Here is a 24,566-nt window from a genome sequence, read left to right as displayed (position 1 = left end):
CGGCGAACACGCAATCCGCGTCAGTGTCCCGGTCGTGGCCGCGGCAGCGGAATGCCGATCTCGGGGGTCGCCACAAAGGCATTCGCCGAGGCCGGAAGCGCTGCCGCGCCGGCTGCGACGGTCGGCTGCGGCGGAGGTTCTGCCGCGACAGCGGGTGCGGCCGCGATCGGCACGCCGTCGCCATAGTAGGTGACTGCTTCCACCGAGGCCGGAGCCGGCGCGTCGAGCACGAACTGGCATTGTCTGGGCAGGTTCGCCATCGTCATCACGTCGCGTGCCTTCGGCTTGTCCGGGTTCTTGTTGGGGCGCCACGGCTCCTCGGTGAACCACCAGGCCAGCGCCTGGTCGCACCCATCGCCCGGCGCCGTCGCTTCCTGCGCCCTGCAGTCGGGTGATCCAGCCTGGCAGCCGATGCGAATGTGGAAGTGGTAGTCGTGGCCCCAGAACGGCCTGACCTTGCGCAACCAGCTGCGGTCGCGCTTGACCGTGTCGCAGAGCTTCTTCTTGATCCCTGGATTGACCAGGATGCGCTCGACTTCGGGATAGCTCGCGGCGCGCTTCAACAGCCGCGTATGCATCGGCGTCCACACGCCGTCCTTCACCAGGTGGGTTTTTTCATCGACCATTAAGCTAGCGCTGATGTTTTCGCGCTCTTCTGTCGAGAGCTTGCGGTCGGGCATCGGCGTCAGCCAGATGTCGGCGTCGAGGCCGATCTGGTGCGAGGCATGACCGGTCAGCATCGGACCGCCGCGCGGTTGCGAAATGTCGCCGATCAACAGACCCGGCCAGCCGTCGGCGGCGGCGTCGCGTGACAATTTCTCGATCAGCGCGATCATTGCCGGATGGCCCCAGCGGCGGTTGCGCGAAGGCCGCATCACCTCCCAGTGCCGGCCATCCATGGGAAGCGCGACGCCGCCGGAAAAACAGCCCTTGGAATAGAAGCCGATCGATTGCGGCGCAGCGAGCGCCGGTAGCTCTTTGGCGCCGAACAGGGCTTTTGCCCGTTGCTCCGCGCCCGCCGGCTGCTCTGCCAGTGCCGTCAAGCTGGCGACGGCCAGTGCTGCCGAAAGCAGGCGCGCTCCTCCGGACAAGGATCGCTTCAACATCTTCACCAAGCGGGACCCCTCCCTGATTTGAATCACATCATACCACGGCTCGCGCAACGCATCGATCACGACCGCTTCATCGGGCTGCGCGCCTCGCCGTCGCGCCAGTCGCCGCTGGCCCACATGGCATCGAGGGCCGAGCGATAGTCGGGAAAGCGAAAGCGATAACCGGCCGCTTTGATCGCCGCGTTGGCGACACGCTTGTTCTCGCCATAGAAGGACCGCGCCATGGGCGAAAGTTGGGCGGTCTCGAACGGGATTTCCGGCGGCGGCTCGATGCCCATCAGAGAGGCGGCATAGGCGACGACGTTCTGGGGCGGCGCCGGTAGATCGTCGGTGACGTTGAAGATGCCGCCGCGATTGCCTTCGGCGAGATGCCAAAGCGCACCGGCAATATCGTCGCAATGGATGCGGTTGAACACCTGGCCCGGCTTGACCAGCCGCCGGGCGGTGCCGTTTTCCAGATTGACCAGGGCGTTGCGGCCCGGTCCGTAAATGCCGGAAAGCCGCAGAATCGCCACTGGCACGAAAATCGTCTTACTGCCAAATTTCAGCCATTGCCGTTCGGCCTTTACCCGCATGATGGAGCGCTTCGATACAGGCCGGCAGTGGGATGTTTCGTCCACCCAATCGCCGCCATGATCGCCATAGACACCGACAGTGGAGAGATAGCCGACCCATTCGAGCGCCGGCATCCATTGTTCGATCGGCTCGCTGAATGTTCCAAGAATGGGATCACCAGCCTCGTCCGGCGGAACGGAAATGATGAGGTGCGTCACCGCACTGATCTCGTCCAGGATACCGACCGTATTTTCGAACAGAATAGGCGTGATGCCGGCCTCCCTCAGCGCTTCGAACTTCTCCTGAGAGCGCGTGGTGCCGACGATCGTTGTACCTGGATCCTTGTTCGCCCGTGCGAACGCCATGCCTGAATAGCCAGCGCCAAATATCAGCACCTTCTTAATTGTCATACGCGCATCTCAGCCTGCATTTGGGGGTCTCGTGACGCAAAATGCCACTCGTTTCTCACAGCCTCGTCGGTCTCTGTTTTCACGGCAGAAATGGCACGTTCAGCGAATTCGGTCCCCGGCACAAGCCGCGACAGTGCCCATACAGCCGCCCCGCGAACCAGGGGCGAGGCATCGCCGAGCAGCGTGCGAACGGCGTCGGCAAGCGACAAATCGCCGGAATTGCCGGCGGCGGTCAGCACGTTGCGGATAAAACGGTCGCGGCCGATGCGCTTGACCGGCGAACCCGAAAAAAACGCGCGGAAGGCGGCGTCGTCCAGACGCAGCAGCTCGGCGAGCCGCGGTTCGCGCAGATCGTCGCGGGCGGCAAGCTTCGCCTCCGAGGCGGCTTGGGCGAACTTGTTCCATGGACAGGCAGCCAGGCAGTCGTCGCAGCCATAGATGCGATTGCCGATCCTTTCGCGGAACTCATGCGGGATCGGCCCCTTGTTCTCGATGGTGAGGTAGGAAATGCAGCGCCGCGCATCGAGCCGGTAGGGCGCGGGAAAGGCGTCGGTCGGGCAGACGTCGAGACAGGCGCGGCAGGAGCCGCAATGGTCGTCCTCGGGCCCGTCCGGCACGAGCTCGGCCGTCGTGAAGATGGTGCCGAGGAACAGCCAGGAGCCGTGCGCGCGGCTGACCAGATTGGTGTGCTTGCCTTGCCAGCCGAGGCCGGCGGCTTCGGCCAGCGGCTTTTCCATCACCGGCGCGGTGTCGACGAACACTTTCACGTCGCCACCGGTGCGCGCCACGATCTTGCCGGCGATCGCCTTCAGCCGGCCTTTCATGACGTCATGGTAGTCGCGGTTCTGCGCATAGGCCGAGATCGCGCCGCGGTCGCGCTTTGCCAGGATTTCGCGCGGGTCGTGGTCGGGGCCGTAATTCATCGCCAGCACGATGATCGAGCGGACCTCCGGCCAAAGTGCCGTCGGTTTGCCTCGCCGCTCGAGCGTTTCGGCAATCCAGCCCATCGAGCCGTGAAAGCCGTCGGCAACGAATTCGGCCAGCCGCGCCGGCGCCTGCGGGATCGCATCGGGCGTGGTGACGGCAACGGCGTCGAAGCCGGCGTTCCGCGCCTCGCGGTCGATCAGCGCGCGCAGCTTTGCCGCGTCAGAAATCGAGGTCCGCATAATGTGACACCGGCGACAGGCCGCGCACCCGGTCGGACAGGAGCGGCCGGAACGAAGGCCGTGATTTCACCCTGGTATACCATTCGCGCGCAGCGGTGTGTTCGCGCCAGTCGATCTCGCCGAGATAGTCGAGCACCGACAGCGTCGCCGCCGCCGCGAGATCGGCATAGGTGACCTTGTTGCCGGCCAGCCAATGACGGGTGCCGGCCAGCCAGTTGGTGTATTTCATATGCTGGCGGATGTTGGCGCGGGCGGCGCGGATCGCCGCCGAATCGGGCGAGCCGCCGCCCGCCGTTTCCGGCATGACCGGCTTCAGCACGCGCTCGCGAACCAGATGCCGGGTGACCTCGCTTTCCGCCTTGTTGAGATACCAGTCGGTCAGCCGGCGGATTTCGGCGCGCTCCATCGGGTCTTCGGCGAATAGCCGCTTGTCGCGCTTCAGCACGCCGCGCGTCTCATCGAGATATTCGGCGATGACCCCTGCGCCGACGATCGGCACGTCGCCCTCGGCGAGCAGGATCGGCAGCGTGCCGGCCGGGTTCAGCGCCAGGAACTCCTTGCGCCGCGTCCACGGCTTCTCTTCGATCAGCGCCAGTTCCTCGCCATACTCGCCAAAGGCGAGGCGGACGAAGCGGCAGCTGGCGAACATCGGATGGTGGAAAAGCGTCAGCATGGTCCCGCGATAATAGAGCGCACTGGCAAATTGCCGGCTGCGCCGGTAAGTCTTGATCGCCCGATTCACCGGGCTGTCAGGGTGCTGCGACCTATAGGGGGAGTTCCGCGCTGTGACAAGCAAGCCCTTTTCTCAAGCCCTCACCCCAACGCCGAGGTTGCCATGGAAAGCCAGACCGTCGTCGAAGCGCTGCTGCTCGGGCTGCTCGAGGGGTTGACCGAGTTCATTCCGGTGTCTTCGACCGGCCATATCCTGCTCGCCGGCCATTTCCTCGGCTTCCATTCGACCGGCAAGGCCTTTGAGATCCTGATCCAGCTCGGCGCCATATTGGCGATCCTCAGCGTCTATTTCCGCCGTCTCTGGAAGATGCTGCTCGAACTGCCCTACGATCGCCTGACGCGGCATTTCGTCCTTGGCATCCTCATCGCATTCCTGCCGGCGGCCGTCATCGGCGCGCTGGCGCATGATTTCATCAAGACGGTGCTGTTCGAATCGCCGCGGCTGATCTGCATCATGCTGATCATCGGCGGCGTCATCCTGCTGCTGGTCGATCGCATGAAGCCGAAGCCGTACTACCACGATGTCGAGCGGTTTCCGACCAGGCTCTATCTGCAGATCGGGCTGTTCCAGTGCCTGTCGCTGATCCCCGGCACGTCGCGCTCGGGTTCGACCATCGTCGGCGCGCTGCTGCTCGGCGTCGACAAGCGGGCGGCGGCGGAATTCTCCTTCTTCCTTGCCATCCCGACGATGGTCGGCGCCTTCGCCTTCGACCTGTTCAAGAACCGCAACGTGCTGAGCAGCGCCGACCTGCCCATCATCGCCGTCGGCTTCGTCGCCGCCTTCGTCACCGCATTGATCGTCGTGCGCTTCCTGCTCGACTACGTCTCGCGCCACGGCTACGCGCTGTTCGGCTGGTGGCGGCTGGTCGTCGGCATCGTCGGCCTGACAGCACTGGCCATCTGGGGGTGAGCCGGCGCAACCATTCGGAACGGTCGCCCTGGGGAGGCCAAGAGGTGCATCAAGGCGCGCGATCGGTCAGCGCGCTTGCACCTTCCTCCGCGGCGCAATGTGCGCAGCAGTAGATGATGTCATCCTGTTCGACGCCATGTCCGATGATCCGGCATCCGCAATGCGGACACGTCGGAGCAAGTTTCTGGATCGCGCATTCGAAGCTGTCGAAAGTGTAGGTCACCTCGGCCATCGTCACTTTGAAAGCCTTGTCGTAGTCATTCCCGCATTGATCGCATCTGGCCATAGTTCTTTTCCTTCTTTCATTGGCCTCAAGCTCGACCAACCTGTCGCGCGGCGATAGGTTCCCGTCAGGATCATAGGGCCTTCCTAAGCGGGAGACGAGCGCGAGCCTGCGTCGCGGCGCTGTTCGATCAAGCGGATCACCTCGTCGATGTCCCGCGGCTCGATGTCGAGTTCCTTCAGGCCCGGCGCGTCGATTGCTGCCACATTGTCGTGACGCATAAGATCGATCTGGTTGCGCGTTATGGGGGTGGCCGGAAGGAGTTCCGCGACGCCAGCCAAGGCGTTCCACACCGCAAAGGGCACCGGCATCAGCTTGACGTGCATATCGAGCTGTCGGGCGATCTCCCGAAGCAGTTCCTTATAGGTGTAGATGCGCGGGCCACCGAATTCGAATATGGATGAACCCTTGCGGTTTGGCCCGTCGATCAGCCGGCTCACTGCTTCTGCGACGTCTGCCACATAGACCGGCTGAAGCCGCGTGCTACCGTCGCCGAACAGCGGATAGACCGGCAGGAGGCGTATCAGCCTCACAATGGTCGTGAGGAAAGCGTCGTCAGGTCCTGTCATGACGGCGGGACGCACAATGAAAGCGCCGGGAAATGCGCTCTCCACGGCAACTTCTCCGCGCCCACGTGCCCTAATATAATTCGAATCCGATTGAGGATCGGAGCCGATCCCCGAAATCTGCACGAACTTGTCGACCTCGCCATCGCGCGACGCGGCGGCGAGATCAGCCGCGGCTTTCACATGCACGCGTTCAAACGTCTGGACGCCCCGCTCGACATAAAGACTGACAGCATTCACGATCGCCTGTGATCCGGTAATGGCCGACCCGATCGAGGACGCATCCAATATATCCGCCTCGACTGCTTCGGGCATCCTTGTAGTCGAGGAAAAGACCAGGCCCACGCGAGCCGGGTGACGGGATGCGGCACGGACCGTGAAACCCCTTTCCAGGAGCCGCTTCACGATCCTGCGCCCGAGAAAGCCTGTTCCGCCGAACACAGTGACGATCCGTTCCATGTTGAGATCGTCAGGATCCATTTGCCTCGCCATCCCGTGTCTTCGCATGCCTGCCGCGAAGACTGCTCTGGCCGGCATTTGAACCAGCCCGTCGAACATCAGGACGGTTGGAGAACAACGCAGGAACGCTTTTGTTCCAGAGGTCGACAAATGTTCCAGAGGTCGACAAACCGATCGATTGAGCGAAACAGGTGAGTCGCCGGCACATGACGATCCAGGCTGCCGACGAAAAACCCGAATGTCTCCTGCCGGACTGTCCGCTTTTGCGCGGCGCATCGAAGGTCAGCAAATGGCGCTGCTTGTTTGTTCCCATCGACGAGACGATGGGCAATATCCACCCATCTCGGCCATTTGCGGCAGCTGATTGAGTTTTGACCCTAGGGTTCTATTTCCTGTTCACCCTGATCTGAACCGGAGGTCAGCGCAGCAAAACGAGCCCCACTTCGGGAATGGCCTAGTTCCGTCCGTAAAACACGTTCTCGACATGCACCGGCCAGCGCCATGGCAGCACCGCCACCATGTCGAAGCGCACCGACAATTTTCCGTAGTCGGATTGGCGCGAAAGCCAGAAATCGGCGGCACCCTCGATGCGGCGCTCCGATTCGCGGCCGACGGCTTCCATTGCCTCCATCAGCGTGCGGCGCGCCTTGACCTCGACGATCAGCACCAAATCGCCGCGCCGCGCGATCAGGTCGATCTCGCCGAACCTGGTGCGGTGGCGGCGGGCTAGAATCCGGTAGCCCTTCACCATCAGCGCCGCTGCCGCCAGCCATTCGCCGTGATGGCCGCGCCGGTAGGCCTTTTGCCGGCTGGCGCTCGGCCGTTCAACCATCGCCGTCTCCGCTGGCCCTGAGGTCGAGCAGCCGACGATAGAGCGCCTGCTTCTGGCCACCCGTCATCTTGGCGGCTTCCGCCGCTGCCTTGGAGGCCGGCATTTCGGCGGCGAGCGAAAGCAGAAGCCGGTCGATGTCCGCCGGTTCATCAGCGACCGCATCGGCCGGACCGACGCAGATGACGATTTCGCCTTTCGGCGTATCGGCTGCCGCGTAGTGGCTGGCAAGCGACTGCAAGGTGCCGGTCCGCATTTCCTCGAAGGTCTTGGTCAGCTCGCGGCCGATCGCCGCCTTGCGGGCGCCGCCCAGCGCCTCGACCATAGCACTGAGCGTCTCGGCCAGTCGGCGCGGCGATTCGAAGAAGATCAGCGTTGCCGGCACGGCCTTCAGCACTTCCAGCCGCGTCAGCCGCTGCCCGGTCTTCACCGGCAGGAAGCCGGCAAACAGAAAGGCGTCCGAAGGCAGGCCGGATGCCGTCAAAGCGGCAACTGGCGCCGACGGTCCGGGGATCGGCACGACACGAATGCCGCGTTCCAGCGCCTCGCCGACCAGCCGGTAGCCGGGATCGGAGATGAGCGGCGTGCCGGCATCCGAGATTAGCGCCACGCTTTGCCCGGCCAGCAACGCCGCGATCAGCTTCGGCCCGGCCTCGCCGGCATTGTGCTCGTGATAGGCGGTGGTGCGGCGGCGGATGCCGTACCGGTCGAGCAGGACGCGCGAAACACGCGTGTCCTCGCAGGCGACGATATCGGCGGCGGCGAGCGTTTCCAGCGCGCGCAGCGTGATGTCGGCGAGATTGCCGATCGGCGTCGCTACCAGATAGAGCGCCGGCTCAAGCGGCCGGGCGGCGATCTCGGTCTGCCCGATCACATAACTGCGTTTGGCCAATTCGCCGGTCACCTGCACAACTCCATTCGACCCTGTTTGGCACGGCTCACGCCTGGTTGCAAAAGCTTGGGTTGCAAAGGCCCGGGTTACAAAAGCCCGGACTTCCAAAAGGATGCCGACGTGAACCGGCGGCCATGCCTTCGCCACAGTAGGGAACGAAACCGTTGCCGGCGAATTTTACACCTGATCTCGGGAGGAGCAGGATGGACAGCCTGACAATACAGGACGTTTTCGAACCCTATTATGCCGGCCGCAAGCGCTTCGCCCCGCCGAGCGACAAGAGCCTGCCTGCCGAAGCCGCAGATGGCAGAGCCAAGAAGCCGCTCGCATGCCAGCCATTGGCAGAGCGCAAGCCCGCAACCGAAACCGACAACACGACGGAGCACTGACCGGACGATGCCCAATCGCTTCGACATTTTCATCACCCGTCTCGAAACAAAAAGCGCCCGTGATGGCGCAGCATCACATCCCACAGGCGACCAGCACCGTGCCCCGCGCGACAAAAGCGAGATCAAGCAGGCCCGCTCCGGAGAGGTTGCCAGCGAAAAAGATCGCGGCAAACACCGCCACAAGCACGAGGCTTGACCACCGGAAACCTTCGCGATTGGCCGAGACAGTTCTCGAAAGCGCGGTTGCGAATGCTCGGCGATGTATCATTCAACCCAGATACTTTGAGACGCGCGCTTGCAGCAGACCCACCAGAGCCGGGTCCATGAATTCATAATCGTCGGGAATATCGAGGCAGATCACGCGAGCCTTCCTCAGGCTGGTGTTGAATTTCCGTTGCAGTTTGGCTCGATGTGCCTTTTCCATCACGAAGATGATATCGGCCCAGGCGACGAGTTCGTGCGTCAACGGAGTGTCGGCATCGTGATTGGTGCCCGCTGATGCGACCTCGATGTCCCGGCGCTTGGAAAACACCTGCTCCGCAGTCGGGCTGCGCAAGCGATTCTGGCTGCAGATGAAGAGAACGTTCTTCAACGATGCTACCGCGCCAGATCCGCCACCACCGCATCGAGCACGATCATGCCGGCCGGCGTGGCGCGCAGGCGGGCGTTGCCGATCGGTGCCACGAGGCCTTCGTCCTGCAGCACCGAAAGCCGTGCCGTCGACAGGCCGCGCCCGGAGAACGCTTCGTAACGCGAAAGGTCGATGCCTTCCGCCAGCCTCAGCCCCATCAGCAGGAACTCGTCGGCCTCTTCCGATCGCGTCAAGATCTCGCCGCCGGTGACGCCATGGCCCTTGGCCTCGACCAGATTGGCCCAGGTCTCCGGCATTTTCTCGGCGATCGTCACCACGCGGCGGCCGCTCTCGACGAAGCGGCCATGCGCGCCGGGACCGACGCCGACATATTCGCCATAGCGCCAATAGGTGAGATTGTGCCGGCTTTCGGCGCCCGGCCTGGCGTGGTTGGAAATCTCATAGGCCGGCAGCCCGTGCGCGGCGGTGATCTCCTGCGTCAACGCGTAGAGGTCGGCGGCATGGTCATTGTCTGGAATGATGAATTTCCTTGCCGCATGCAATGCGTGGAACGGCGTGCCTTCCTCGATGGTCAGCTGATAGAGCGACAGATGGTCGGCGGCGTGGCCGATCGCCTGCTCGAGCTCCGCCTGCCACGCTTCAGGCGTCTGGCCGGGCCGCGCGTAGATCAGGTCGAACGACAGCCGGGGAAAGATCTCGCGCGCCAGACCGATCGCGTGCAGGGCCTCATCGACATTGTGCAAACGGCCGAGAAAGCGCAGATCCTTGTCGTTCAGCGCCTGCACGCCGAGCGACACCCGGTTGACGCCCGCCGCGCGGTAGCCGCGAAAGCGCTCGGCCTCGACGGAGGAAGGATTGGCTTCCAGCGTCACCTCGATGCCATCAGGCACCGTCCAGTTCTTCGCCACGGCGTCCAGCACCGCGGCCACGGTCTGCGGCTTCATCAGCGACGGCGTGCCGCCGCCAAGAAAGATGCTCGTCACCTCGCGCGGCCCGGTGCGTGCGCGCATGGTCGCCAGTTCGGTTTCGAAGGCGCGCGCAAAACGCTCCTGGTCGACCGGCTGGTGGCGGACATGGCTGTTGAAGTCGCAATAGGGGCACTTGGCCGCACAGAACGGCCAGTGGATGTAGACGCCGAAACCCGGGCGGCGATCGAGCAGCATGGTCATGCGGCGCCCGATCGCGCCAAATCCAGTCTGGCTTGGGCGAATTTCTGGAAAGCGCGGGCGCGGTGCGACAATGCGGTTGGCTGGCCGGGCTTCCAGCCATGCTTTTCCTCCGCGCTCATCTCGCCGAAGGTCTTTTCGAAGCCGTCGGGCAAGAACACCGGGTCGTAGCCGAAGCCGAGCTCGCCGCGCGGCGGCCACACCAGCGTGCCTTCGACCTCGCCGCGAAAATATTCAGCCTCGCCGTCGGGAAAGGCCAGGCAGATGACCGCGACAAAGCGGCCCCTGCGCTGAGCAGGCGCGACCGCGCCGACTTCCTGCAAGGCCACTTCCGTGCGCTGCATGGCCATGCCGAAATCGCGGGAGCCGTCCGGCGCCTCGGCCCAGTTGGCGGTGTAGACGCCAGGCGCGCCGTCGAGCGCATCGACACACAGGCCGGAATCGTCCGAGAGCGCCGGCAATCCGGTGGCTTTGGCGGCGGCCAGGGCTTTTATGAGCGCGTTCTCCTCGAAGGTGGTGCCGGTCTCGTCCGGTTCCGGCAGGCCGTATTCCTTGGCCGACGTCGCCTCGAAGCCGAACGGCGCCATCAGCTCGGCAAATTCGCGCAGCTTGCCGGCATTATGACTGGCGACGACGATCTTCTTCCCGTCAAGCGAATGAACAGTTGGCGAATGAACAGTTGGCGAATGAACAGTTGGCGAATGCATCAGATGCCCCAGATTCTTGGTTCGGCGAATTCGATCGAATTGCCCGAGGGGTCGCGAATATAGATCGAGCGGCCGCCCTGCGGCCACTCCAACTCGCTTTCGATGGCGATGCTCTTTGCTTCCAGATGCGCTTTCCAGCGCACGATCTCGTCGGCGCTTGCGGCAAAGCAGAGATGGCCCTCGCCGACCGCGCCATGTGGCGGCACTGGCAGCCTGGCATCGGGCGCCGGCGGCACTTTGGTCGCTTCGGCGTTGAAGATGAGCAGCACGCCGTCGCCGCAGCGGAAGAAGAGATGCCTGCCGCCGACCTTGCCGAGCAGATCGAGCCCGAGCACGCCGGAATAGAACTCTTCCGCGGCAGCAAGATCCGTCACGTAGAGTGCTGATTCCAGGATTGCGGAAGGAGTCACAGGATCGTCAACCTCATCGTCATAAACTGAAGATCAGTCCACGGCCATCTGCTGCAGGCTGACCAGACGCTGAATGCCTTTCTTGGCCAGCCTCATCAGCGCCGCGAACTGCTCTTCCGAAAACGGCTCGCCCTCGGCCGTGCCCTGGATTTCGACAATGCCGCCCTTGCCGGTCATGACGAAATTGGCGTCGGTGCCGGCCGAGGAATCCTCGATATAGTCGAGATCGATGACCGGCTGGCCATCATGGATGCCGCAAGAGATTGCCGCAACGTGATCCTTCAGCACCTTGCCCAGGCTCGCCATCTGGCGGGCTTCCATCCAGCGCAGGCAGTCGTAGAGCGCCACCCAACCGCCGGTAATCGAAGCGGTGCGCGTGCCGCCGTCGGCCTGGATCACGTCGCAGTCGACGGTGATCTGCTGCTCGCCGAGCGCCTGCAGATCGACCACCGCCCGCAAGGAACGGCCGATCAACCGCTGGATCTCCAGTGTGCGGCCGCCTTGCTTGCCGGCCGACGCCTCGCGGCGCATGCGCTCGCCGGTCGAGCGCGGCAGCATGCCGTATTCCGCCGTCACCCAGCCCTTGCCGGAATTGCGCATCCAGCCCGGCACCTTTTCCTCCAGGCTGGCCGTGCACAGCACATGTGTGTCGCCGAACTTCACCAGGCACGAGCCCTCCGCGTGCTTGGAGACGCCGCGCTCGAAGGAGATGGGGCGCATTTCGTCGAATTGGCGTTTGGAAGGGCGCATTCAGGCTTCTTTCTTTCTTCGGAATCTTGGCCGGCTTGTAGCCGCACGGGGCGTGAGGCGCAAAGGAAAATGGACCGGTTGCGCCGACGCCGCAGAAGTCTATATCTTCGGGCCGGAGGTTTTTGGCTCGAATGACCAAGGCAGTCGATCCCGGTTCGCAATCACACGTGCTCCCGTCGCACGCGCTTCAATCGCCCGCATTTCAATCGCTCGACATACGTTCGCGCGACATCTTCCGGCGCATCGTTGATTCTTATTTGAGGGATGGCGAGCCGGTCGGTTCGCGCAGCCTGTCGCGCATCCTGCCCTCGTCGCTGTCGCCGGCCACCATCCGCAACGTGATGAGCGACCTCGAGCATCTCGGCCTGATCTACGCGCCGCATATTTCGGCCGGCCGGCTGCCGACCCAGGCCGGCCTGCGCTTCTTCGTCGACGCCTTCATGGAGCTCGGCGACCTCTCAGACGAGGAGCGCCGCACCATCGAGGCGCAGGTGCGCGCCTCCGGCTCGGGCGCGACGCTGGAGCATATGCTGACCGAGGCCAGCCAGATGCTATCCGGCATGTCGCGCGGCGCCGGCCTCGTGCTCGCCGCCAAAAACGAGGTGGCGCTGAAGCACATCGAATTCATCCAGCTCGAGCCGACCAAGGCGCTTGCCGTGCTGGTCTCGCAGAACGGCGACGTCGAAAACCGCGTCATCGACCTGCCCGCCGGCATCACCGTCTCGCAATTGCACGAAGCCTCGAACTTCCTCAACGCCCATATTCGCGGCCGCACGCTGGCCGAGGCGCGGGTCGAGATCGCCCGCATCAAGGAAGAGACGAGGGCAGCCCTCGACACGCTTTCGCAGGATCTGGTCGAGAAGGGCCTGGCGGTCTGGGCAGGTGCCGAAAGCGGGGTGCCTGGGCGGCTTATCGTGCGCGGCCGCGCCAATCTCCTGGAAAACGTCACCGCCCAGGCCGACATCGAGCTGCTGCGGCATTTGTTCGAGGATCTCGAAACCCAGGATGGGCTGATCCAGCTCCTCGACCTCGCCGAGGAAGGCCCGGGCGTGCGCATCTTCATCGGTTCGGAAAACAAGCTGTTTTCGCTGTCGGGCTCATCACTGGTGGTGGCACCCTATCGCGACAAGGACGCGCGCGTCGTCGGTGCGCTCGGCGTGATCGGGCCGACGCGGCTGAATTATGCGCGCATAGTACCGATGGTCGACTATACCGCGCAGCTGATTTCGCGCATGCTGCGCTAGGAGCCGCCGCGGCCTGCCGCAAGGAGAAAAAGAATGGCGCTGGAATCGTTCAAGGCCCAGATCAGCCTGCTGCTCGAGGAAATGGTCAACCAGCCCCAGGATCAGCACGAGGTACAGGAGCAATTGCGCGAAAAGCTGGGGGAGATGCGGGCCATGGGCTTGCCGCTGCCGGCCGATCTGGTCGCGCTGGAAAAGCGCCTCGACGACGATTTCTACGCCGCTGGCAAGTAACCGGGGTTCGGCTTCAAATCCTCGTGTGCTGGACGCCCGCTTGGAACGACCGATGCCTCATCCCGTTTGTCCTCTTCGAGGCGAATCCCGAAGGACGATGATGATCCGATCTGGCGGCTTTGCGGCCATTGCCGCTGCTCTCCTTGTTGCGACACCGGCATCCGCCCAGCAGGCGGATCAGAAGGTGCTCAAAGGCGAAGCCGCTTTTGGCGATTGGCACGCCGACAGGCCTGGCATCCGCCGCCTGATCGGGCCGCAAGACATGCCGACAGCCGATCCCGCCCAATCCGCTTCGAACGGCGCCGGCGTGGCGGAACGGCCCGAAAGCGCCAAGCCAGAATTGCCGCCGGGCTTCTCGGCCGAAATGATCGCATCCGGCATCGTCAATCCGCGCGTCGTGCGCGTCGCTCCGAATGGCGACCTGTTCGTTGCCAACAGCCATGCCGACCAGATACGCGTCTATCGTCTCGCCGAGGGCAGCGCCAAGCCCATCGAGAAAGCGATCTTCGCCAAGGGGCTCAGTTATCCATATGGCATCGCCTTCTATCCGCCAGGGGACAAGCCGCAATGGGTCTATGTCGCAAACAGCGACAGCATCGTCCGCTTCCCCTATCGCGACGGCGACCTAAAGGCGTCCGGCAAACCAGAAACCATTGTCGCCAAAATCCCGTCGGGCGGTCACTCGACCCGCGACATCGCCTTCTCGCCGGATGGCAAGACGCTTTATCTGTCGGTTGGCTCCGCCTCGAACGTCGCCGAGGACATAGGCAAGGAGCCGGATGGCGGCCTCGATGCCTGGGCGAAATCAAAGCCGCTCGGTGCGGCCTGGGGCTCCGAGGACGGCCGTGCCGATGTGCTAGCCTTCGACCCGGATGGCAAAAATCCCCGAACTGTCGCCACCGGCCTGCGCAACTGTACGGGCATGACCGTGCAGTCAGCCACCGGCGCGTTGTGGTGCGTCGTCAACGAGCGCGACGAACTCGGCGACAATGTGCCGTTCGAATTTGCAACTGAAGTCAAGGACGGCGCTTTCTATGGTTGGCCTTGGTACTACATCGGCAATCACGACGATCCGCGCCATCAGGGCGAGCGGCCCGACCTCGCCGGCAAGGCCACTGTCCCCGACGTGCTGATGCAAGCGCATTCGGCGCCGATGAACATAGCCTTCTACGACGGCGAGAACTTTCCGGCGGATTATCACGGTGACGCTTTCGTCACCATGCATGGTTCGTGGAACCGCGGCGCCAGGACCGGCTACAAGGTGGTGAGGCTCAAATTCAGGGACGGCAAGCCGACCGGTGCGTATGAGGACTTCATGACCGGCTTCGTGATCTCGAACGACGCCGTCTGGGGCCGCCCGGTCGGTGTCGCCATGGCCAAGGACGGCTCGCTGATCGTCACCGAGGACGGTAACGGCACCATCTGGCGCATCACCTATGGAGACGGTCGCTCTTAACGGGGCCGAATCGTCTCCTGCGCTGGAGTAATCGAATCCGGCCCGAGGGAATTCACCCAACTTCAACATTGTGCGACAAGCTCGAATCATGACGCTCACTGGGTTCCTCGCCTATAGTGCCGCCCTCGGCATTGCCGCAGCCATCCCCGGCCCCGGCGTCACCGCGCTCGTTGCGCGTGCGCTGGGTTCGGGCTTCCGCTCGTCGCTGGCCATGTCGTTCGGGCTGATGCTCGGCGATCTGACCTATCTTACTGCCGTGGTGCTCGGCCTCGCTTTCGTCGCACAAACCTTCGGCATGGTTTTTCTGGCCATCAAATGGCTGGGCGTCGCCTACCTCGCTTTTCTTGGCTGGCGCTTCTGGACGAGCGGCATCACGCCCGAAACGGTGGAGGCGAAGAAAGGCAAGGGCGGCTTGGCATCCAGCTTTGTAGCCGGCCTCGCCGTCACTCTCGGCAATCCGAAGACGATGATCTTCTATCTCGCCATCACCCCGACCATCGTCGATCTGAAGACGATCACGCTGGCCGATTACGGCATCCTTGTCGCGCTCACCATCGTCGTCCTGCTCGTGGTGCTGGTGCCCTATCTGGCGCTGGCTGCCAAGGCACGCTGGTTCCTGAAGTCGCCGCGTGCGCTGAGGGCACTCAACCGCACCGCCGCCGGTTTCATGATCGGGGCGGCAGCAGCAATCGCCGCCCGCCAATAGCGTCTTTCGCCAAGCCGCCCAAGGATTGTCACGCCTTTCCAAAGCGGTGGTATTTCGGCACGAACTTCACTCGGATATTTTCGATCGACAGCCTATCTTGCGCTGCGGATGGCTCTATCTTATGCCCGCCCGACTCTTGCCGCTTGACCTCTGGGAGGAAAACCAATGAACAAGCCCGCCACCCCCACACACGTGCCCGGCCGCGGCCGCATCTACAATTCGATCACCGAGACGATCGGCGACACGCCGCTGGTGCGGCTCGACAAATTCGCCAGGGAGAAGGGTGTCGTCGCCAATCTGCTCGCCAAGCTCGAATTCTTCAACCCGATCGGCTCGGTCAAGGACCGCATCGGCGTGTCGATGATCGAGGCGCTGGAGGCTTCGGGCAGGATTACGCCCGGCAAGACCACACTGATCGAGCCGACCTCGGGCAATACCGGCATCGCGCTCGCCTTTGCCGCCGCTGCCAAGGGCTACAAGCTGATCCTGACCATGCCGGAAACCATGTCGGTCGAGCGCCGCAAGATGCTGGCGCTGCTCGGTGCCGAACTGGTGCTGACCGAAGGGCCGAAAGGCATGAAAGGCGCCATCGCAAAGGCCGACGAGCTGGCGGCAACGCTGCCCCACGCCGTCATCCCGCAACAATTCGAGAACCCGGCCAATCCGGAAATCCATCGCCGCACCACGGCCGAGGAAATCTGGAACGACACCCATGGCGAAGTCGATATCTTCGTTGCCGGCATCGGTACTGGCGGTACCATCACCGGCGTCGGCCAGGTGCTGAAGAAGCGCAAGCCGTCGGTGCATGTCGTCGCCGTCGAGCCGGAAGCCTCGCCGGTGTTATCCGGCGGCCAGCCAGGCCCGCACAAGATCCAGGGCATTGGCGCCGGCTTCGCACCAAAAATCCTCGACACGACGATCTATGACGAGATCGTCAAGGTCTCGAACGAGGATTCGGTCGCCAATGCACGGCTCGTCGCCCGCCTCGAAGGTGTGCCGGTCGGCATCTCGTCGGGTGCCGCCCTGCAAGCGGCGATCGTCGTCGGCTCGCGGCCGGAGAACAAGGGCAAGAATCTCGTCGTCGTCATCCCCTCCTTCGCCGAGCGCTACCTCTCGACGATCCTGTTCGAGGGATTGGGTGCTTAGGTTTTCGACACAGGATCGATTCGTAGCGATCCTTCGCGCCCCCCTCTGCCCTGCCGGGCATCTCCCCCACTTGGGGGGAGATTGGCAGCTTCAGCGCGCCGCTCACTCCTGCAACGTTGGCGATTGGCGAAAGCCGAAATGACGTCCAATCTCCCCACTCGTGGGGGAGAGGTCCAGCAGGACAGAGGGGGCGTTGTCCCGCCGGCATCAACAGGTTTCTGTGGCCGACTCAAGGACGTGTCTCAATCATCCGCCGCCCGTTCGCAAAGCCCTGCCCGTCGGTCCTGCAGGAACCGGCGCACGGCCGGGTCGCGTTCGAGGCCGATAGCCCGGTCATAGGCCTCGCTCGCTTGCGGAACTTTGCCGAGCCTGGCCAGCAGGCCCGCGCGCGCCGCCCAATAGGGCTGGTAGTCGGCAAGCCGCTTGTCGTCGCCAAGCTCATCAAGTGCACTCAATCCTGCCGCCGCGCCGCCGACCTCGGCAATGGCCACCGCGCGGTTGATCGAAACCACCGGCGAGCCGGCAATCACCGACAGCGCGTCATAGAGCTCCTTGATCGCGACCCAGTCGGTACAACCGGTCAGCCGTCGTGTCGTATGGGCGGACTGCACGGCGGCCTCGAGCTGGTAGCGGCCGACAACGCTCTTGGCCGCGGCGCGCCTGAGCAGCGTCTCCGCTTCATCGATCATTGTATCGTCCCACAGTGCAAGATCCTGCTCGGCCAGCGGTACATAATCGCCCGCCGCGTTGCGCCGCGCTGCACGCCGCGCCTCGGCGAACAGCATCAGCGCCAGCAGGCCGAGCGCTTCCGGTTCGTCCGGCATTAACGTGGCCAGCAGACGGCCGAGCCAGATGCCTTCGGTCGCGAGATTACGGCGCAGCGTTTCGGTGCCGGCCGGGTCGGACCAGCCTTCGGCAAACGCCGCGTAGATCGCTTCCAGAACGGTGCCCAGCCGCTCGCCGAGTTCGGCCCTCTCCGGGACGCGGAACGGAATGCCGGTCTCGCGGATGCGGGTCTTGGCGCGCACCAGGCGCTGGCTCATCGTGGCTGGCGAGACAAGAAAAGCCGAGGCGATGGTCGCTGCGTCGAAGCCAAGGACGGTCTGCAGGATCAGCGGCGCTCGCACGCCGGCCTCGATAGCCGGATGGGCGCAGGCAAACATCAGCCTGAGCCGCTCGTCCGGCAGGTCTTCGTCGGCCACGCGTGCCTCCATCTCCTCGGCGATCAGCCTGAGGTGGTCGCGGCCCGCCTCGCTGGTCAGCCGCCGCCGGATTGCGTCGACGCGGCGCCTGCGCGCCACCGCCAGCAGCCAGGCTTCCGGCTTGTCGGGCACGCCCGCCTGTGGCCAACGCTCGAGCGCCGCTGCAAAGGCATCGGCCAAGGCGTCCTCGGCACCGGCCACGTCGCGCGTGCGCGCGGCGAGATAGGCGACCAGCTTGCCGTAGCTTTGCCGGGCGGCCGCTTCCGCCGCCGCCCGCGCCATCTCCGGGCGACCGTCCATCACATGGTCATTTCTCAGATAAGTACTCCGTCATTTCCCAGATCGGCCGCACCTCGACCGTGCCGGTGCTGGCGCCCGGGCAGCGTGCCGCCCAGGCAATGGCCGCGTCGACGTCCTCCGCTTCGATCATATAGAAGCCGGCAAGCTGCTCCTTGGTGTCGGCATAGGGGCCGTCGAGCACGTTGGTCTTACCGTTGGCCATCCGCACCGAGGTGGCGGATTGCGTCGACTTCAACCGGTCGCCGGCAAGCCAGGCGCCCGATTTCTTCAGCGCTTCGGTGTAGGCGACATAGGCGCTCGACATCTGTGTCACCGCGTCTGCCGGCGCGGCTGCCATCCCGGCTTCGTTTCCGTAGATCAAAAGCATGTATCGCATGGTCTTCTCCCGTTTCTCGAAGGCCGCATCGTTGCGAGCCGGACGTATGTCGCGCGGCCCTGCCCGATTTCGACAGGCGCTGGAAAAATCTTTCGGCCGCGATGCGACATCGCGCAAGCGCCTGTGTGTTGCGGCATTGCTTAGCCGTTCGTCTAATCACTGCTATTGCGGGTTGGCATTTCCCGCCCGCCGTCTAAACTTGCCTCGCTTCGCGCCGCAGAGGACGGCACGGCGGCGAATTTTCAGGGAGGAAATCGGATGCTCTATTTCAGGACGAAATTTGTTGCAGCCGGCGTGCTGGCGCTGTCGCTTGGGTTTGGCGCGGCATCGGTCAAGGCGCAGGAATTCATCAACGTGCTGACCGGCGGCACGTCCGGCGTCTACTATCCGCTCGGCGTCGCCCTGTCGGAAATCTACGGCAAGGGCATCGAAGGCGCGCGCACCCAGGTGCAGGCGACGAAAGCGTCGGTCGAAAACCTCAATCTTCTGCAGCAGGGTAAGGGCGAGATTGCCTTTGCGCTGGGCGATTCCGTCAAACTGGCCGCCGAAGGCAATACCGAAGCCGGCTTCCCAGGCAAGCTCGACAAGCTGCGCGGCATTGCCGCCATCTACCCCAACTACATCCAGATCGTCGCCAGCAAGGAGTCCGGCATCAGGACGCTCGCCGACCTCAAGGGCAAGAGCCTGTCGGTCGGCGCGCCGGCTTCGGGCACCGAGCTCAACGCCCGCACGATATTCGCCGCTGCCGGGCTGAAATACGAAGACCTCGGGCGGATCGAATATCTGCCCTTCGCCGAATCGGTGGAGCTGATCAAGAACCGCCAGCTCGACGCCACGCTGCAATCGGCGGGCCTGGGCGTTGCATCGATCCGTGACCTCGCCACCTCGCTGCCGGTCAACATCGTTGCGGTGCCGGCGGAGGACGTCGCCAAGATCGGCTCGCCCTATCTTTCGGTGGTCATCCCGAAAGGCACCTATGAGGGCCAGACCGAGGATGTCGCGACCGCCGCTGTCGGCAATTTCCTGATCACAAGCGCCGATGTCGCCGACGAGACCGCCTACCAGATGACCAAGCTGTTGTTCGAGCATCTCGACCAGCTCACCGCCGCCCATGCCGCCGCCAAAGCGATCGACCCGGCAAAGGCGCTCGACGGCATGCCGGTGCCGCTGCATCCAGGCGCCGAGAGATACTACAAGGAAAAGGGACTGCTGAAGTAGGGCGCTCCCTCCTCCTTGAGGGGAGGGAGCCGACCGCCAGGAACCCCGCTAATGACCGAAACCCCGACCGTTCTTTCCCCCACAGCCCAAGCCCCTGTCGAAGGATTGCCGCCGGGCTTCGGCGAAGGCATCGCCGGCAAGGCGGCTTTTTTCATCGCCATCGCCTTCTCCATCTTCCAGATCTACATCGCCGCCTATGGCAGCCTCCCGAGCCAGGTCGTGCGCGCCATGCATGTCGGCTTCCTGCTGCTGCTCGGCTTTGCCCTGATCGCCAATCTGCGCGCCAAAAGCGTCCCGGCGAAAGCAGTGTTCTGGACGCTCGGTGTGCTCGGCTTCGCCACCGGCCTGTACAATTGGGTATTCTACGCCGACCTCATCCGCCGCTCCGGCTTTCTCACCACGCCGGACCTGATCGTCGGCGCGGTGCTGGTGGTGCTGGTCTTCGAGGCGGCGCGGCGGCTGATGGGGCTGCCGCTTGCCGTCATCGCCTTCATCTTTCTCGCCTACGCATTTGCCGGCAATCATCTGCCGCCGCCTTTCATCCATCGCGGCTATGATTTCGCCCAGCTCGTCGACACCTTCGCCTATGGCACGGAAGGCATCTACGGCACGCCGATCTATGTCTCGGCCGCCTACATCTTCATCTTCGTCGTCTTCGCCGCCTTTCTCGAACGCGCCGGCATGATCGCGCTGTTCAACGATTTTGCGCTTGGCCTGGTCGGCTCATGGCGCGGCGGCCCGGCGCAGGTCTGCGTGCTGTCCTCGGCGCTGATGGGCACCATTTCCGGTTCCGGCGTCGCCAATGTGGTGGCAAGCGGCCAGTTCACCATCCCGCTGATGAAGCGCTTCGGCTTCCGCTCGGCCTTCGCCGGAGCCGTCGAGGCGACCTCGTCGATGGGCGGCCAGATCATGCCGCCGGTGATGGGAGCGGTTGCCTTCATCATGGCCGAGACGTTGAACATCCCCTATGCCGCGGTGGTCAAGGCGGCGATCATCCCGGCGCTGCTCTATTTCGGCGCCTGTTTCTGGCAGGTGCACCTGGAGGCCGGCAAGGCCGGCCTGCACGGCATGGCCAAGGCCGACCTGCCCAATCCGTGGGATGCAGTGAGACGACACTGGCCGCTGGTGCTGCCGCTGGCAGCGCTGATCTACCTGCTGTTTGCCGGCTATACACCGGTCTTCGCCGGCACCATGGGCCTGGCCTTGACCATTGTGCTCATCCTCGGCACGCCGCTGGCGGCATTGATCGGGCCGCTTGCCTTCCGCGTCGTCTTCTGGCTGGCGCTCGGGCTTGCCGCCGCTTCCTTCATGAGGTTCGGCGTCAACATCCTCAGCCTGGTTATCGCCGTGCTGGTTATCGCCTGCCTCACCTCCAAGGGCGGGCGCGAGACGCTGCGCATATGCATCGATTCCCTTGCTGAGGGAGCAAAGAACGCGCTGCCGGTCGGCATTGCCTGCGCCATTGTCGGCATCGTCATCGGCACGCTGACGCTCACCGGCATTGCCTCGACCTTCATCGGCTGGATCATCTCGATCGGCGAGAACAATCTGTTCCTGTCGCTGCTTTTGACCATGCTCACCTGCCTGGTGCTCGGCATGGGCATCCCGACCATTCCCAATTACATCATCACCTCCTCGCTAGCCGGGCCGGCATTGTTGTCGCTCGGCGTGCCGCTGGTGGTCAGCCATATGTTCGTCTTCTATTTCGGCATCATGGCCGATCTCACTCCGCCGGTGGCGCTGGCCGCCTTCGCCGCCGCACCCATGGCCAAGGAAAGCGGCCTCAAGATCGGCATCCAGGCCACCAAGCTTGCCATCGCCGGCTTCGTGGTGCCGTTCATGGCGGTCTATACCCCGGCGCTGATGCTGCAGGACCCCGGTCCGATCGCCGCCCAGTTCGGCTATCCCGTCGAGGTCGCCTATATCGTCATCAAAGCCTGCATGGGCATCGTCCTGTGGGGCGCCGCCGCCGTCGGCTTTCTGGCCCGGCGCATGACCTGGTGGGAACGCCTCGTCGCCTTCGCCGCAGGCGTGCTGCTGGTTGCGGCGCTGCCGCTCACCGACGAGGCGGGCTGGGCGCTGTCTCTTGCCTGGATCGGCTGGCACTGCTGGCGTGCGCGGCAGGCGTCGCTGGCCAGTTCGGCATGAGCCTCTGCATCGTCGCAGCCGGCAAGACGGCGACGCTCACTGTGGCCGCCTTCACGCTCGCCTGGACGCATTCGGTGGAGAAGACCCGGTGGCAGGAAGACTGGAAGGTGCTGCCGTCCGGCCTGCAGCTCGTCGAGGCCCGCATCAAGGGCTCTGGGGCCGGTATGGAGCCGCCGCAAGGCTCGGTGCTGCGCGAAGGTTGGTGGATCTATGCGCCCCAGGTCGGGCCACAGCGGCGCCTGGTGCTCGCCGCCTCGGGCGCCACGGGTGAAGGCTGGACGCTGTGCACGGCTCAGGATTGCCGCGAACTTGGCAAGGCGGCAGGCGAGACGATCTCGCTGGAGCCATGCGGGCCGGAGGGCTCCAGCCAGCCGCGGTAGCGGGCGATCATACCGGCAAGCGGATGCGAGATCTCGACATGGAAGCGGAAGCGGCCGTCCTCCACCGTTTCGTAAGAAGTCGAGCGTGGACCGAGCCACATCGGCAGCGGCAGGCCGAAAAGGCTCCAGCGATGCAAGACCAGCGCCAGCCGGCTGTCCTCGGCAACCAGCGCCATCGCGAAGGTCAGCGGGCCGAAGCGTTCGCACAGCAGGCGCTGCGATCGACCCCGGCCTGCGAACTGTACGCTCGAAAAGCTGTGCCTGCCGAATGTCCGTGTCCAGGTCTCGTCGTCCTTGTCGGTGTCGAAGCGGACATGAACCGGGATGTCCCCGCTTGCCCCGGGGAAGCCCACCATCCAGGCCATTAGCCGGCCAAGAACATTGCGCCCGCGCTCCACGCTCGCACGTCCCTCCGCCGTAATCGTACGGTCATGCATTGCACGAATTGCGTCGGGCAGGCCTTGCCAGGCATCGCCGAGCAGCGCGGCATAAAGCGGCTTGTGCTCGTCCGCGGCCCCGCTCCTGAACCCGGTGTAGATCGTCCGCCCGGCGAACAGAGCCTCATAATCCCGGAGTTCCAGATCGCGCACGGCAGCCCGTGCGCCCGGCGCGGGCCTATGTCCGTCCAATGCCTTGCGGACCAACGCTTCGACCGCCATCGACGGGATCAGCGGCCCGTCATTGCCCTCCGCCAGGAGATGCCACGAGCGCTTGGCGGTGGCGCCCGCCCGATCCGATCCCTCCACCTCGACGAACATGCCGCCGCGATGCTCGCCCCGGCGCAGCCGGTTCGTTGCCTGCTGCATCAGCGGCGCCAGCGGCGAAAGCGAACCGATCAATCCGGCGCGCACCAGCCAGGCGAGGCCGATCAGGGCGCGGTGCAGCGTCTCGGGCGCCGGGCCGGCTCCCATCCAGATCGTCCTCGCCTCGGGCCAAAGTTCGGCCAAGGCGCGCAGGTCCGGAACGTCGACCAGCGAGAACAGCGTGTTTCGAAGCGGCCGCCGGCCCGGCGGCGCGATTGTGTAGCGCAGCTGCTCGGTAAACGGATGGCCTTGTTCGGGACGGCCATTACGAACAAGCCGCACCGGCTGACCGGCGTAACCGGCAATGGCGCGAATGACGTTCTCGCCGACTCCGGCAAAGGGCTACGGCGCGATGCCGCCGCGAATGCTGTCTACCGGCGCCAGATCTGACGACAGGTGACGCACCACTGCCGCCGTCAGCACCGGAAAGCTCGACACTCCGGACAGCACAAAGATCCCGGCGTTTCGCGCCGCCTCGTCGAACGTAGAGACACCGGCGACGAAATCCGAGCCGTCGGCAAGATCGAGATAGTTGACGCGCTGAGCGATGCAGGCCTCGATCAGACGATAGCGTCCTTCACCATAGGCCTGGAACGGACCGCTCGCGTCGACCACAATGTTGGGCCGCAGCGCAGCGAACTGCGCGGCGAGATCGCCATCGCGGTCGAACAACGCCGGCACCAGCCGGGCTTCTGTAGGGGCGCGCTTCTTGCAATAGGCATCGGCCCTGGCAAGCGAACGCCCGGCGACGATCAGGATCAGACGCGGCTCGTCCTCAAGCAGCTCGACGATACGGCCACCAAAGGTGCCATAGCCGCCGACTATAAGAACCTTCATTCGCAGTTCCCCCAAAGTGCCGGCGCGCCACCCGCTCGCTACGTCCGGCGAGGGCAACGAACCCTAGCCGATCAACCTTGCCCTGACCTCGGCGGAAGGGATTTCACAGCTGTCCTTTTTGCCAAACAGGGCGTAGCGGTTCTTTGCGATGCGGTCGTAGAGCCAGTCGCGAAGCTGGCGCGGCAACAGCAGCAGGACCCGCGCCGCCCGCCACGGCCAGCCGAGTTCGGCCATGACGGCAACGAAACTGTCCAGGCGGGTGAAAGCGGCGCCATCGACGATGACGAGATTGGTCTCGTAGCTATCCGTCCGCAGCCCGTATTTCTTGAACAGCATCTCGCCGAGCGGCGACTGCGCCGTTACGAAATGGAAGTGGCCCTTGCGGTCGAGCTTCACCACCATGCGCACAAAGCCCGAGCACAACACGCAGACGCCGTCGAACACGATCAACGGGCGACTTGCATCGAATTCCGGCGGTTCAGGAGAATGGTTCGGCTTGACGGTCACGTGGCGCCTGACAGCTGGTGTCAGATGAAACTAGGCCTGCCGGCGGCTGGATCAAAGCCCGGAATGTTAGAACCTTGGCGTTGT

General features: G+C 64.2%; 30 protein-coding genes. 12 read left to right on the top strand and 18 right to left on the bottom strand.

The genetic code is table 11. The annotated features are described in order from the left end of the window. Window positions 1-20: 20 nt before the first annotated feature. The 4 genes from mepA to NKJ08_RS19645 all read right to left on the bottom strand — a co-directional run bounded on the left by mepA (window position 21) and on the right by NKJ08_RS19645 (window position 3,916). The gene (mepA, locus tag NKJ08_RS19660; RefSeq protein ID WP_352782859.1) at window positions 21-1,106 is read right to left on the bottom strand and encodes a penicillin-insensitive murein endopeptidase; all 1,086 of its coding nucleotides are present in this window, start codon (window positions 1,104-1,106) and stop codon (window positions 21-23) included. A gap of 65 nt (window positions 1,107-1,171) precedes the next feature. Beyond that, window positions 1,172-2,077, bottom strand: a complete 906-nt coding sequence (locus NKJ08_RS19655) for an SDR family NAD(P)-dependent oxidoreductase (protein ID WP_352528612.1) — start codon at window positions 2,075-2,077, stop codon at window positions 1,172-1,174. Continuing rightward, window positions 2,074-3,243 (bottom strand): tRNA epoxyqueuosine(34) reductase QueG, encoded by a 1,170-nt coding sequence (gene queG / locus NKJ08_RS19650; protein ID WP_352528614.1) that lies wholly within the window; start codon window positions 3,241-3,243, stop codon window positions 2,074-2,076. Before queG ends, NKJ08_RS19655 begins: the two co-directional genes overlap by 4 nt. Continuing rightward, window positions 3,224-3,916 (bottom strand): glutathione S-transferase family protein, encoded by a 693-nt coding sequence (locus NKJ08_RS19645; protein ID WP_352528700.1) that lies wholly within the window; start codon window positions 3,914-3,916, stop codon window positions 3,224-3,226. The genes queG and NKJ08_RS19645 overlap by 20 nt, the downstream gene beginning before the upstream one ends. A gap of 162 nt (window positions 3,917-4,078) precedes the next feature. Between NKJ08_RS19645 and NKJ08_RS19640 the strand changes: the two genes are divergently transcribed. Further along, window positions 4,079-4,885, top strand: a complete 807-nt coding sequence (locus NKJ08_RS19640) for an undecaprenyl-diphosphate phosphatase (protein ID WP_352528616.1) — start codon at window positions 4,079-4,081, stop codon at window positions 4,883-4,885. A 49-nt stretch (window positions 4,886-4,934) separates the two neighbouring features. Here the strand turns inward: NKJ08_RS19640 and NKJ08_RS19635 are convergent, their stop codons facing one another. Then, window positions 4,935-5,171, bottom strand: coding sequence for a metallothionein (locus tag NKJ08_RS19635; protein WP_502896079.1), 237 nt, complete (start codon window positions 5,169-5,171; stop codon window positions 4,935-4,937). An 83-nt stretch (window positions 5,172-5,254) separates the two neighbouring features. After that, window positions 5,255-6,214, bottom strand: a complete 960-nt coding sequence (locus NKJ08_RS19630; RefSeq protein ID WP_352528618.1) for a complex I NDUFA9 subunit family protein — start codon at window positions 6,212-6,214, stop codon at window positions 5,255-5,257. Window positions 6,215-6,399: 185 nt separating this feature from the next. Here NKJ08_RS19630 and NKJ08_RS19625 point away from each other — a divergent pair, with 185 nt between their 5' ends. After that, the gene (locus tag NKJ08_RS19625; RefSeq protein WP_352528708.1) at window positions 6,400-6,561 is read left to right on the top strand and encodes a hypothetical protein; all 162 of its coding nucleotides are present in this window, start codon (window positions 6,400-6,402) and stop codon (window positions 6,559-6,561) included. A gap of 86 nt (window positions 6,562-6,647) precedes the next feature. On the opposite strand, the gene NKJ08_RS19620 is transcribed toward NKJ08_RS19625, so the two are convergent. Together NKJ08_RS19620 and rsmI are read right to left on the bottom strand one after the other, a co-directional pair. After that, window positions 6,648-7,025 (bottom strand): YraN family protein, encoded by a 378-nt coding sequence (locus tag NKJ08_RS19620; protein WP_352528620.1) that lies wholly within the window; start codon window positions 7,023-7,025, stop codon window positions 6,648-6,650. After that, window positions 7,018-7,926, bottom strand: a complete 909-nt coding sequence (gene rsmI / locus NKJ08_RS19615) for a 16S rRNA (cytidine(1402)-2'-O)-methyltransferase (RefSeq protein ID WP_352528622.1) — start codon at window positions 7,924-7,926, stop codon at window positions 7,018-7,020. Before rsmI ends, NKJ08_RS19620 begins: the two co-directional genes overlap by 8 nt. A 191-nt stretch (window positions 7,927-8,117) precedes the next feature. On the opposite strand from rsmI, the gene NKJ08_RS19610 reads away from it, so the two are divergent. Beyond that, window positions 8,118-8,303 (top strand): hypothetical protein, encoded by a 186-nt coding sequence (locus NKJ08_RS19610; protein ID WP_352528624.1) that lies wholly within the window; start codon window positions 8,118-8,120, stop codon window positions 8,301-8,303. A gap of 7 nt (window positions 8,304-8,310) precedes the next feature. Further along, window positions 8,311-8,499, top strand: a complete 189-nt coding sequence (locus NKJ08_RS19605; protein WP_352528626.1) for a hypothetical protein — start codon at window positions 8,311-8,313, stop codon at window positions 8,497-8,499. Between the two features lie 72 nt (window positions 8,500-8,571). On the opposite strand, the gene NKJ08_RS19600 is transcribed toward NKJ08_RS19605, so the two are convergent. Genes NKJ08_RS19600 through rph form a run of 5 tightly spaced genes read right to left on the bottom strand, consistent with a single transcriptional unit; the run spans window position 8,572 to window position 11,928 of the window. Further along, the gene (locus NKJ08_RS19600; RefSeq protein WP_352528628.1) at window positions 8,572-8,895 is read right to left on the bottom strand and encodes a low molecular weight protein tyrosine phosphatase family protein; all 324 of its coding nucleotides are present in this window, start codon (window positions 8,893-8,895) and stop codon (window positions 8,572-8,574) included. Between the two features lie 5 nt (window positions 8,896-8,900). Then, window positions 8,901-10,064 (bottom strand): radical SAM family heme chaperone HemW, encoded by a 1,164-nt coding sequence (gene hemW, locus NKJ08_RS19595; RefSeq protein ID WP_352528630.1) that lies wholly within the window; start codon window positions 10,062-10,064, stop codon window positions 8,901-8,903. Further along, window positions 10,061-10,768 (bottom strand): RdgB/HAM1 family non-canonical purine NTP pyrophosphatase, encoded by a 708-nt coding sequence (gene rdgB / locus NKJ08_RS19590; RefSeq protein WP_352528632.1) that lies wholly within the window; start codon window positions 10,766-10,768, stop codon window positions 10,061-10,063. Before rdgB ends, hemW begins: the two co-directional genes overlap by 4 nt. Continuing rightward, window positions 10,768-11,178 (bottom strand): VOC family protein, encoded by a 411-nt coding sequence (locus NKJ08_RS19585; protein ID WP_352528634.1) that lies wholly within the window; start codon window positions 11,176-11,178, stop codon window positions 10,768-10,770. Before NKJ08_RS19585 ends, rdgB begins: the two co-directional genes overlap by 1 nt. Before the next feature lie 33 nt (window positions 11,179-11,211). Beyond that, window positions 11,212-11,928, bottom strand: coding sequence for a ribonuclease PH (rph, locus tag NKJ08_RS19580; RefSeq protein ID WP_352528636.1), 717 nt, complete (start codon window positions 11,926-11,928; stop codon window positions 11,212-11,214). Window positions 11,929-12,059: 131 nt separating this feature from the next. Here rph and hrcA point away from each other — a divergent pair, with 131 nt between their 5' ends. The 5 genes from hrcA to cysK all read left to right on the top strand — a co-directional run bounded on the left by hrcA (window position 12,060) and on the right by cysK (window position 16,711). After that, window positions 12,060-13,172 carry a heat-inducible transcriptional repressor HrcA gene (gene hrcA, locus NKJ08_RS19575; protein ID WP_352528638.1) on the top strand — a complete coding sequence of 371 codons (1,113 nt, stop codon included), beginning with the start codon at window positions 12,060-12,062 and terminating at the stop codon, window positions 13,170-13,172. A 33-nt stretch (window positions 13,173-13,205) separates the two neighbouring features. Then, entirely contained in the window at window positions 13,206-13,403 is a 198-nt protein-coding gene (locus NKJ08_RS19570; protein WP_352528640.1) for a hypothetical protein, read from the top strand. A 100-nt stretch (window positions 13,404-13,503) separates the two neighbouring features. Next, the gene (locus NKJ08_RS19565; RefSeq protein WP_352782856.1) at window positions 13,504-14,859 is read left to right on the top strand and encodes a PQQ-dependent sugar dehydrogenase; all 1,356 of its coding nucleotides are present in this window, start codon (window positions 13,504-13,506) and stop codon (window positions 14,857-14,859) included. An 88-nt stretch (window positions 14,860-14,947) separates the two neighbouring features. Further along, window positions 14,948-15,565 carry a LysE family translocator gene (locus NKJ08_RS19560; protein WP_352528641.1) on the top strand — a complete coding sequence of 206 codons (618 nt, stop codon included), beginning with the start codon at window positions 14,948-14,950 and terminating at the stop codon, window positions 15,563-15,565. A gap of 165 nt (window positions 15,566-15,730) precedes the next feature. Further along, window positions 15,731-16,711: a cysteine synthase A gene (cysK, locus tag NKJ08_RS19555; protein WP_352528643.1), complete on the top strand. Its 981-nt coding sequence runs from the start codon at window positions 15,731-15,733 to the stop codon at window positions 16,709-16,711. A 242-nt stretch (window positions 16,712-16,953) separates the two neighbouring features. On the opposite strand, the gene NKJ08_RS19550 is transcribed toward cysK, so the two are convergent. Continuing rightward, the gene (locus tag NKJ08_RS19550; protein WP_352528645.1) at window positions 16,954-18,213 is read right to left on the bottom strand and encodes an RNA polymerase sigma factor; all 1,260 of its coding nucleotides are present in this window, start codon (window positions 18,211-18,213) and stop codon (window positions 16,954-16,956) included. A 7-nt stretch (window positions 18,214-18,220) separates the two neighbouring features. Beyond that, entirely contained in the window at window positions 18,221-18,589 is a 369-nt protein-coding gene (locus NKJ08_RS19545; protein ID WP_352528647.1) for a YciI family protein, read from the bottom strand. A 258-nt stretch (window positions 18,590-18,847) separates the two neighbouring features. Here NKJ08_RS19545 and NKJ08_RS19540 point away from each other — a divergent pair, with 258 nt between their 5' ends. Genes NKJ08_RS19540 through NKJ08_RS19530 form a run of 3 tightly spaced genes read left to right on the top strand, consistent with a single transcriptional unit; the run spans window position 18,848 to window position 22,335 of the window. After that, window positions 18,848-19,807 (top strand): TAXI family TRAP transporter solute-binding subunit, encoded by a 960-nt coding sequence (locus tag NKJ08_RS19540; protein WP_352528649.1) that lies wholly within the window; start codon window positions 18,848-18,850, stop codon window positions 19,805-19,807. A 51-nt stretch (window positions 19,808-19,858) separates the two neighbouring features. Next, a complete protein-coding gene (locus tag NKJ08_RS19535) occupies window positions 19,859-21,955 on the top strand; it encodes a TRAP transporter permease (protein ID WP_352528651.1) in 2,097 nt (698 codons plus the stop codon). Further along, a complete protein-coding gene (locus NKJ08_RS19530) occupies window positions 21,952-22,335 on the top strand; it encodes a DUF1850 domain-containing protein (protein ID WP_352528653.1) in 384 nt (127 codons plus the stop codon). Before NKJ08_RS19535 ends, NKJ08_RS19530 begins: the two co-directional genes overlap by 4 nt. Here the strand turns inward: NKJ08_RS19530 and NKJ08_RS19525 are convergent. The 3 genes from NKJ08_RS19525 to NKJ08_RS19515 form a co-directional block, all read right to left on the bottom strand. After that, window positions 22,248-23,420: a DUF4166 domain-containing protein gene (locus NKJ08_RS19525; protein ID WP_352782821.1), complete on the bottom strand. Its 1,173-nt coding sequence runs from the start codon at window positions 23,418-23,420 to the stop codon at window positions 22,248-22,250. The two genes, NKJ08_RS19530 and NKJ08_RS19525, sit on opposite strands and share 88 nt — an antisense overlap. Window positions 23,421-23,480: 60 nt before the next feature. Beyond that, window positions 23,481-23,975 carry a saccharopine dehydrogenase NADP-binding domain-containing protein gene (locus tag NKJ08_RS19520; protein WP_352528657.1) on the bottom strand — a complete coding sequence of 165 codons (495 nt, stop codon included), beginning with the start codon at window positions 23,973-23,975 and terminating at the stop codon, window positions 23,481-23,483. A gap of 63 nt (window positions 23,976-24,038) precedes the next feature. Then, complete coding sequence (locus tag NKJ08_RS19515; RefSeq protein ID WP_352528659.1) at window positions 24,039-24,482, bottom strand: thiol-disulfide oxidoreductase DCC family protein; 444 nt, start codon at window positions 24,480-24,482, stop codon at window positions 24,039-24,041. Window positions 24,483-24,566: the final 84 nt, after the last annotated feature.

The organism is Mesorhizobium sp. M0244 (genome assembly GCF_040321795.1).
Classification (GTDB): Bacteria; Pseudomonadota; Alphaproteobacteria; order Rhizobiales; family Rhizobiaceae; genus Mesorhizobium.
The sequence above is the reverse complement of the archived record's forward strand: the minus strand, read 5'-3'. Positions and strand labels throughout refer to the sequence as shown.

Excerpts from the sequence above, each read along its gene's own strand:
- mepA (WP_352782859.1), bottom strand. The coding sequence starts at position 1,106 with ATGTTGAAGCGATCCTTGTCCGGAGGAGCGCGCCTGCTTTCGGCAGCA.
- NKJ08_RS19655 (WP_352528612.1), bottom strand. The coding sequence starts at position 2,077 with ATGACAATTAAGAAGGTGCTGATATTTGGCGCTGGCTATTCAGGCATG.
- queG (WP_352528614.1), bottom strand. The coding sequence starts at position 3,243 with ATGCGGACCTCGATTTCTGACGCGGCAAAGCTGCGCGCGCTGATCGAC.
- NKJ08_RS19645 (WP_352528700.1), bottom strand. The coding sequence starts at position 3,916 with ATGCTGACGCTTTTCCACCATCCGATGTTCGCCAGCTGCCGCTTCGTC.
- NKJ08_RS19640 (WP_352528616.1), top strand. The coding sequence starts at position 4,079 with ATGGAAAGCCAGACCGTCGTCGAAGCGCTGCTGCTCGGGCTGCTCGAG.
- NKJ08_RS19635 (WP_502896079.1), bottom strand. The coding sequence starts at position 5,171 with ATGGCCAGATGCGATCAATGCGGGAATGACTACGACAAGGCTTTCAAA.
- NKJ08_RS19630 (WP_352528618.1), bottom strand. The coding sequence starts at position 6,214 with ATGGATCCTGACGATCTCAACATGGAACGGATCGTCACTGTGTTCGGC.
- NKJ08_RS19625 (WP_352528708.1), top strand. The coding sequence starts at position 6,400 with ATGACGATCCAGGCTGCCGACGAAAAACCCGAATGTCTCCTGCCGGAC.
- NKJ08_RS19620 (WP_352528620.1), bottom strand. The coding sequence starts at position 7,025 with ATGGTTGAACGGCCGAGCGCCAGCCGGCAAAAGGCCTACCGGCGCGGC.
- NKJ08_RS19610 (WP_352528624.1), top strand. The coding sequence starts at position 8,118 with ATGGACAGCCTGACAATACAGGACGTTTTCGAACCCTATTATGCCGGC.
- NKJ08_RS19605 (WP_352528626.1), top strand. The coding sequence starts at position 8,311 with ATGCCCAATCGCTTCGACATTTTCATCACCCGTCTCGAAACAAAAAGC.
- hemW (WP_352528630.1), bottom strand. The coding sequence starts at position 10,064 with ATGACCATGCTGCTCGATCGCCGCCCGGGTTTCGGCGTCTACATCCAC.
- rdgB (WP_352528632.1), bottom strand. The coding sequence starts at position 10,768 with ATGCATTCGCCAACTGTTCATTCGCCAACTGTTCATTCGCCAACTGTT.
- rph (WP_352528636.1), bottom strand. The coding sequence starts at position 11,928 with ATGCGCCCTTCCAAACGCCAATTCGACGAAATGCGCCCCATCTCCTTC.
- hrcA (WP_352528638.1), top strand. The coding sequence starts at position 12,060 with ATGACCAAGGCAGTCGATCCCGGTTCGCAATCACACGTGCTCCCGTCG.
- NKJ08_RS19570 (WP_352528640.1), top strand. The coding sequence starts at position 13,206 with ATGGCGCTGGAATCGTTCAAGGCCCAGATCAGCCTGCTGCTCGAGGAA.
- NKJ08_RS19565 (WP_352782856.1), top strand. The coding sequence starts at position 13,504 with ATGATCCGATCTGGCGGCTTTGCGGCCATTGCCGCTGCTCTCCTTGTT.
- NKJ08_RS19560 (WP_352528641.1), top strand. The coding sequence starts at position 14,948 with ATGACGCTCACTGGGTTCCTCGCCTATAGTGCCGCCCTCGGCATTGCC.
- cysK (WP_352528643.1), top strand. The coding sequence starts at position 15,731 with ATGAACAAGCCCGCCACCCCCACACACGTGCCCGGCCGCGGCCGCATC.
- NKJ08_RS19550 (WP_352528645.1), bottom strand. The coding sequence starts at position 18,213 with ATGGACGGTCGCCCGGAGATGGCGCGGGCGGCGGCGGAAGCGGCCGCC.
- NKJ08_RS19545 (WP_352528647.1), bottom strand. The coding sequence starts at position 18,589 with ATGCGATACATGCTTTTGATCTACGGAAACGAAGCCGGGATGGCAGCC.
- NKJ08_RS19540 (WP_352528649.1), top strand. The coding sequence starts at position 18,848 with ATGCTCTATTTCAGGACGAAATTTGTTGCAGCCGGCGTGCTGGCGCTG.
- NKJ08_RS19535 (WP_352528651.1), top strand. The coding sequence starts at position 19,859 with ATGACCGAAACCCCGACCGTTCTTTCCCCCACAGCCCAAGCCCCTGTC.
- NKJ08_RS19530 (WP_352528653.1), top strand. The coding sequence starts at position 21,952 with ATGAGCCTCTGCATCGTCGCAGCCGGCAAGACGGCGACGCTCACTGTG.
- NKJ08_RS19520 (WP_352528657.1), bottom strand. The coding sequence starts at position 23,975 with ATGAAGGTTCTTATAGTCGGCGGCTATGGCACCTTTGGTGGCCGTATC.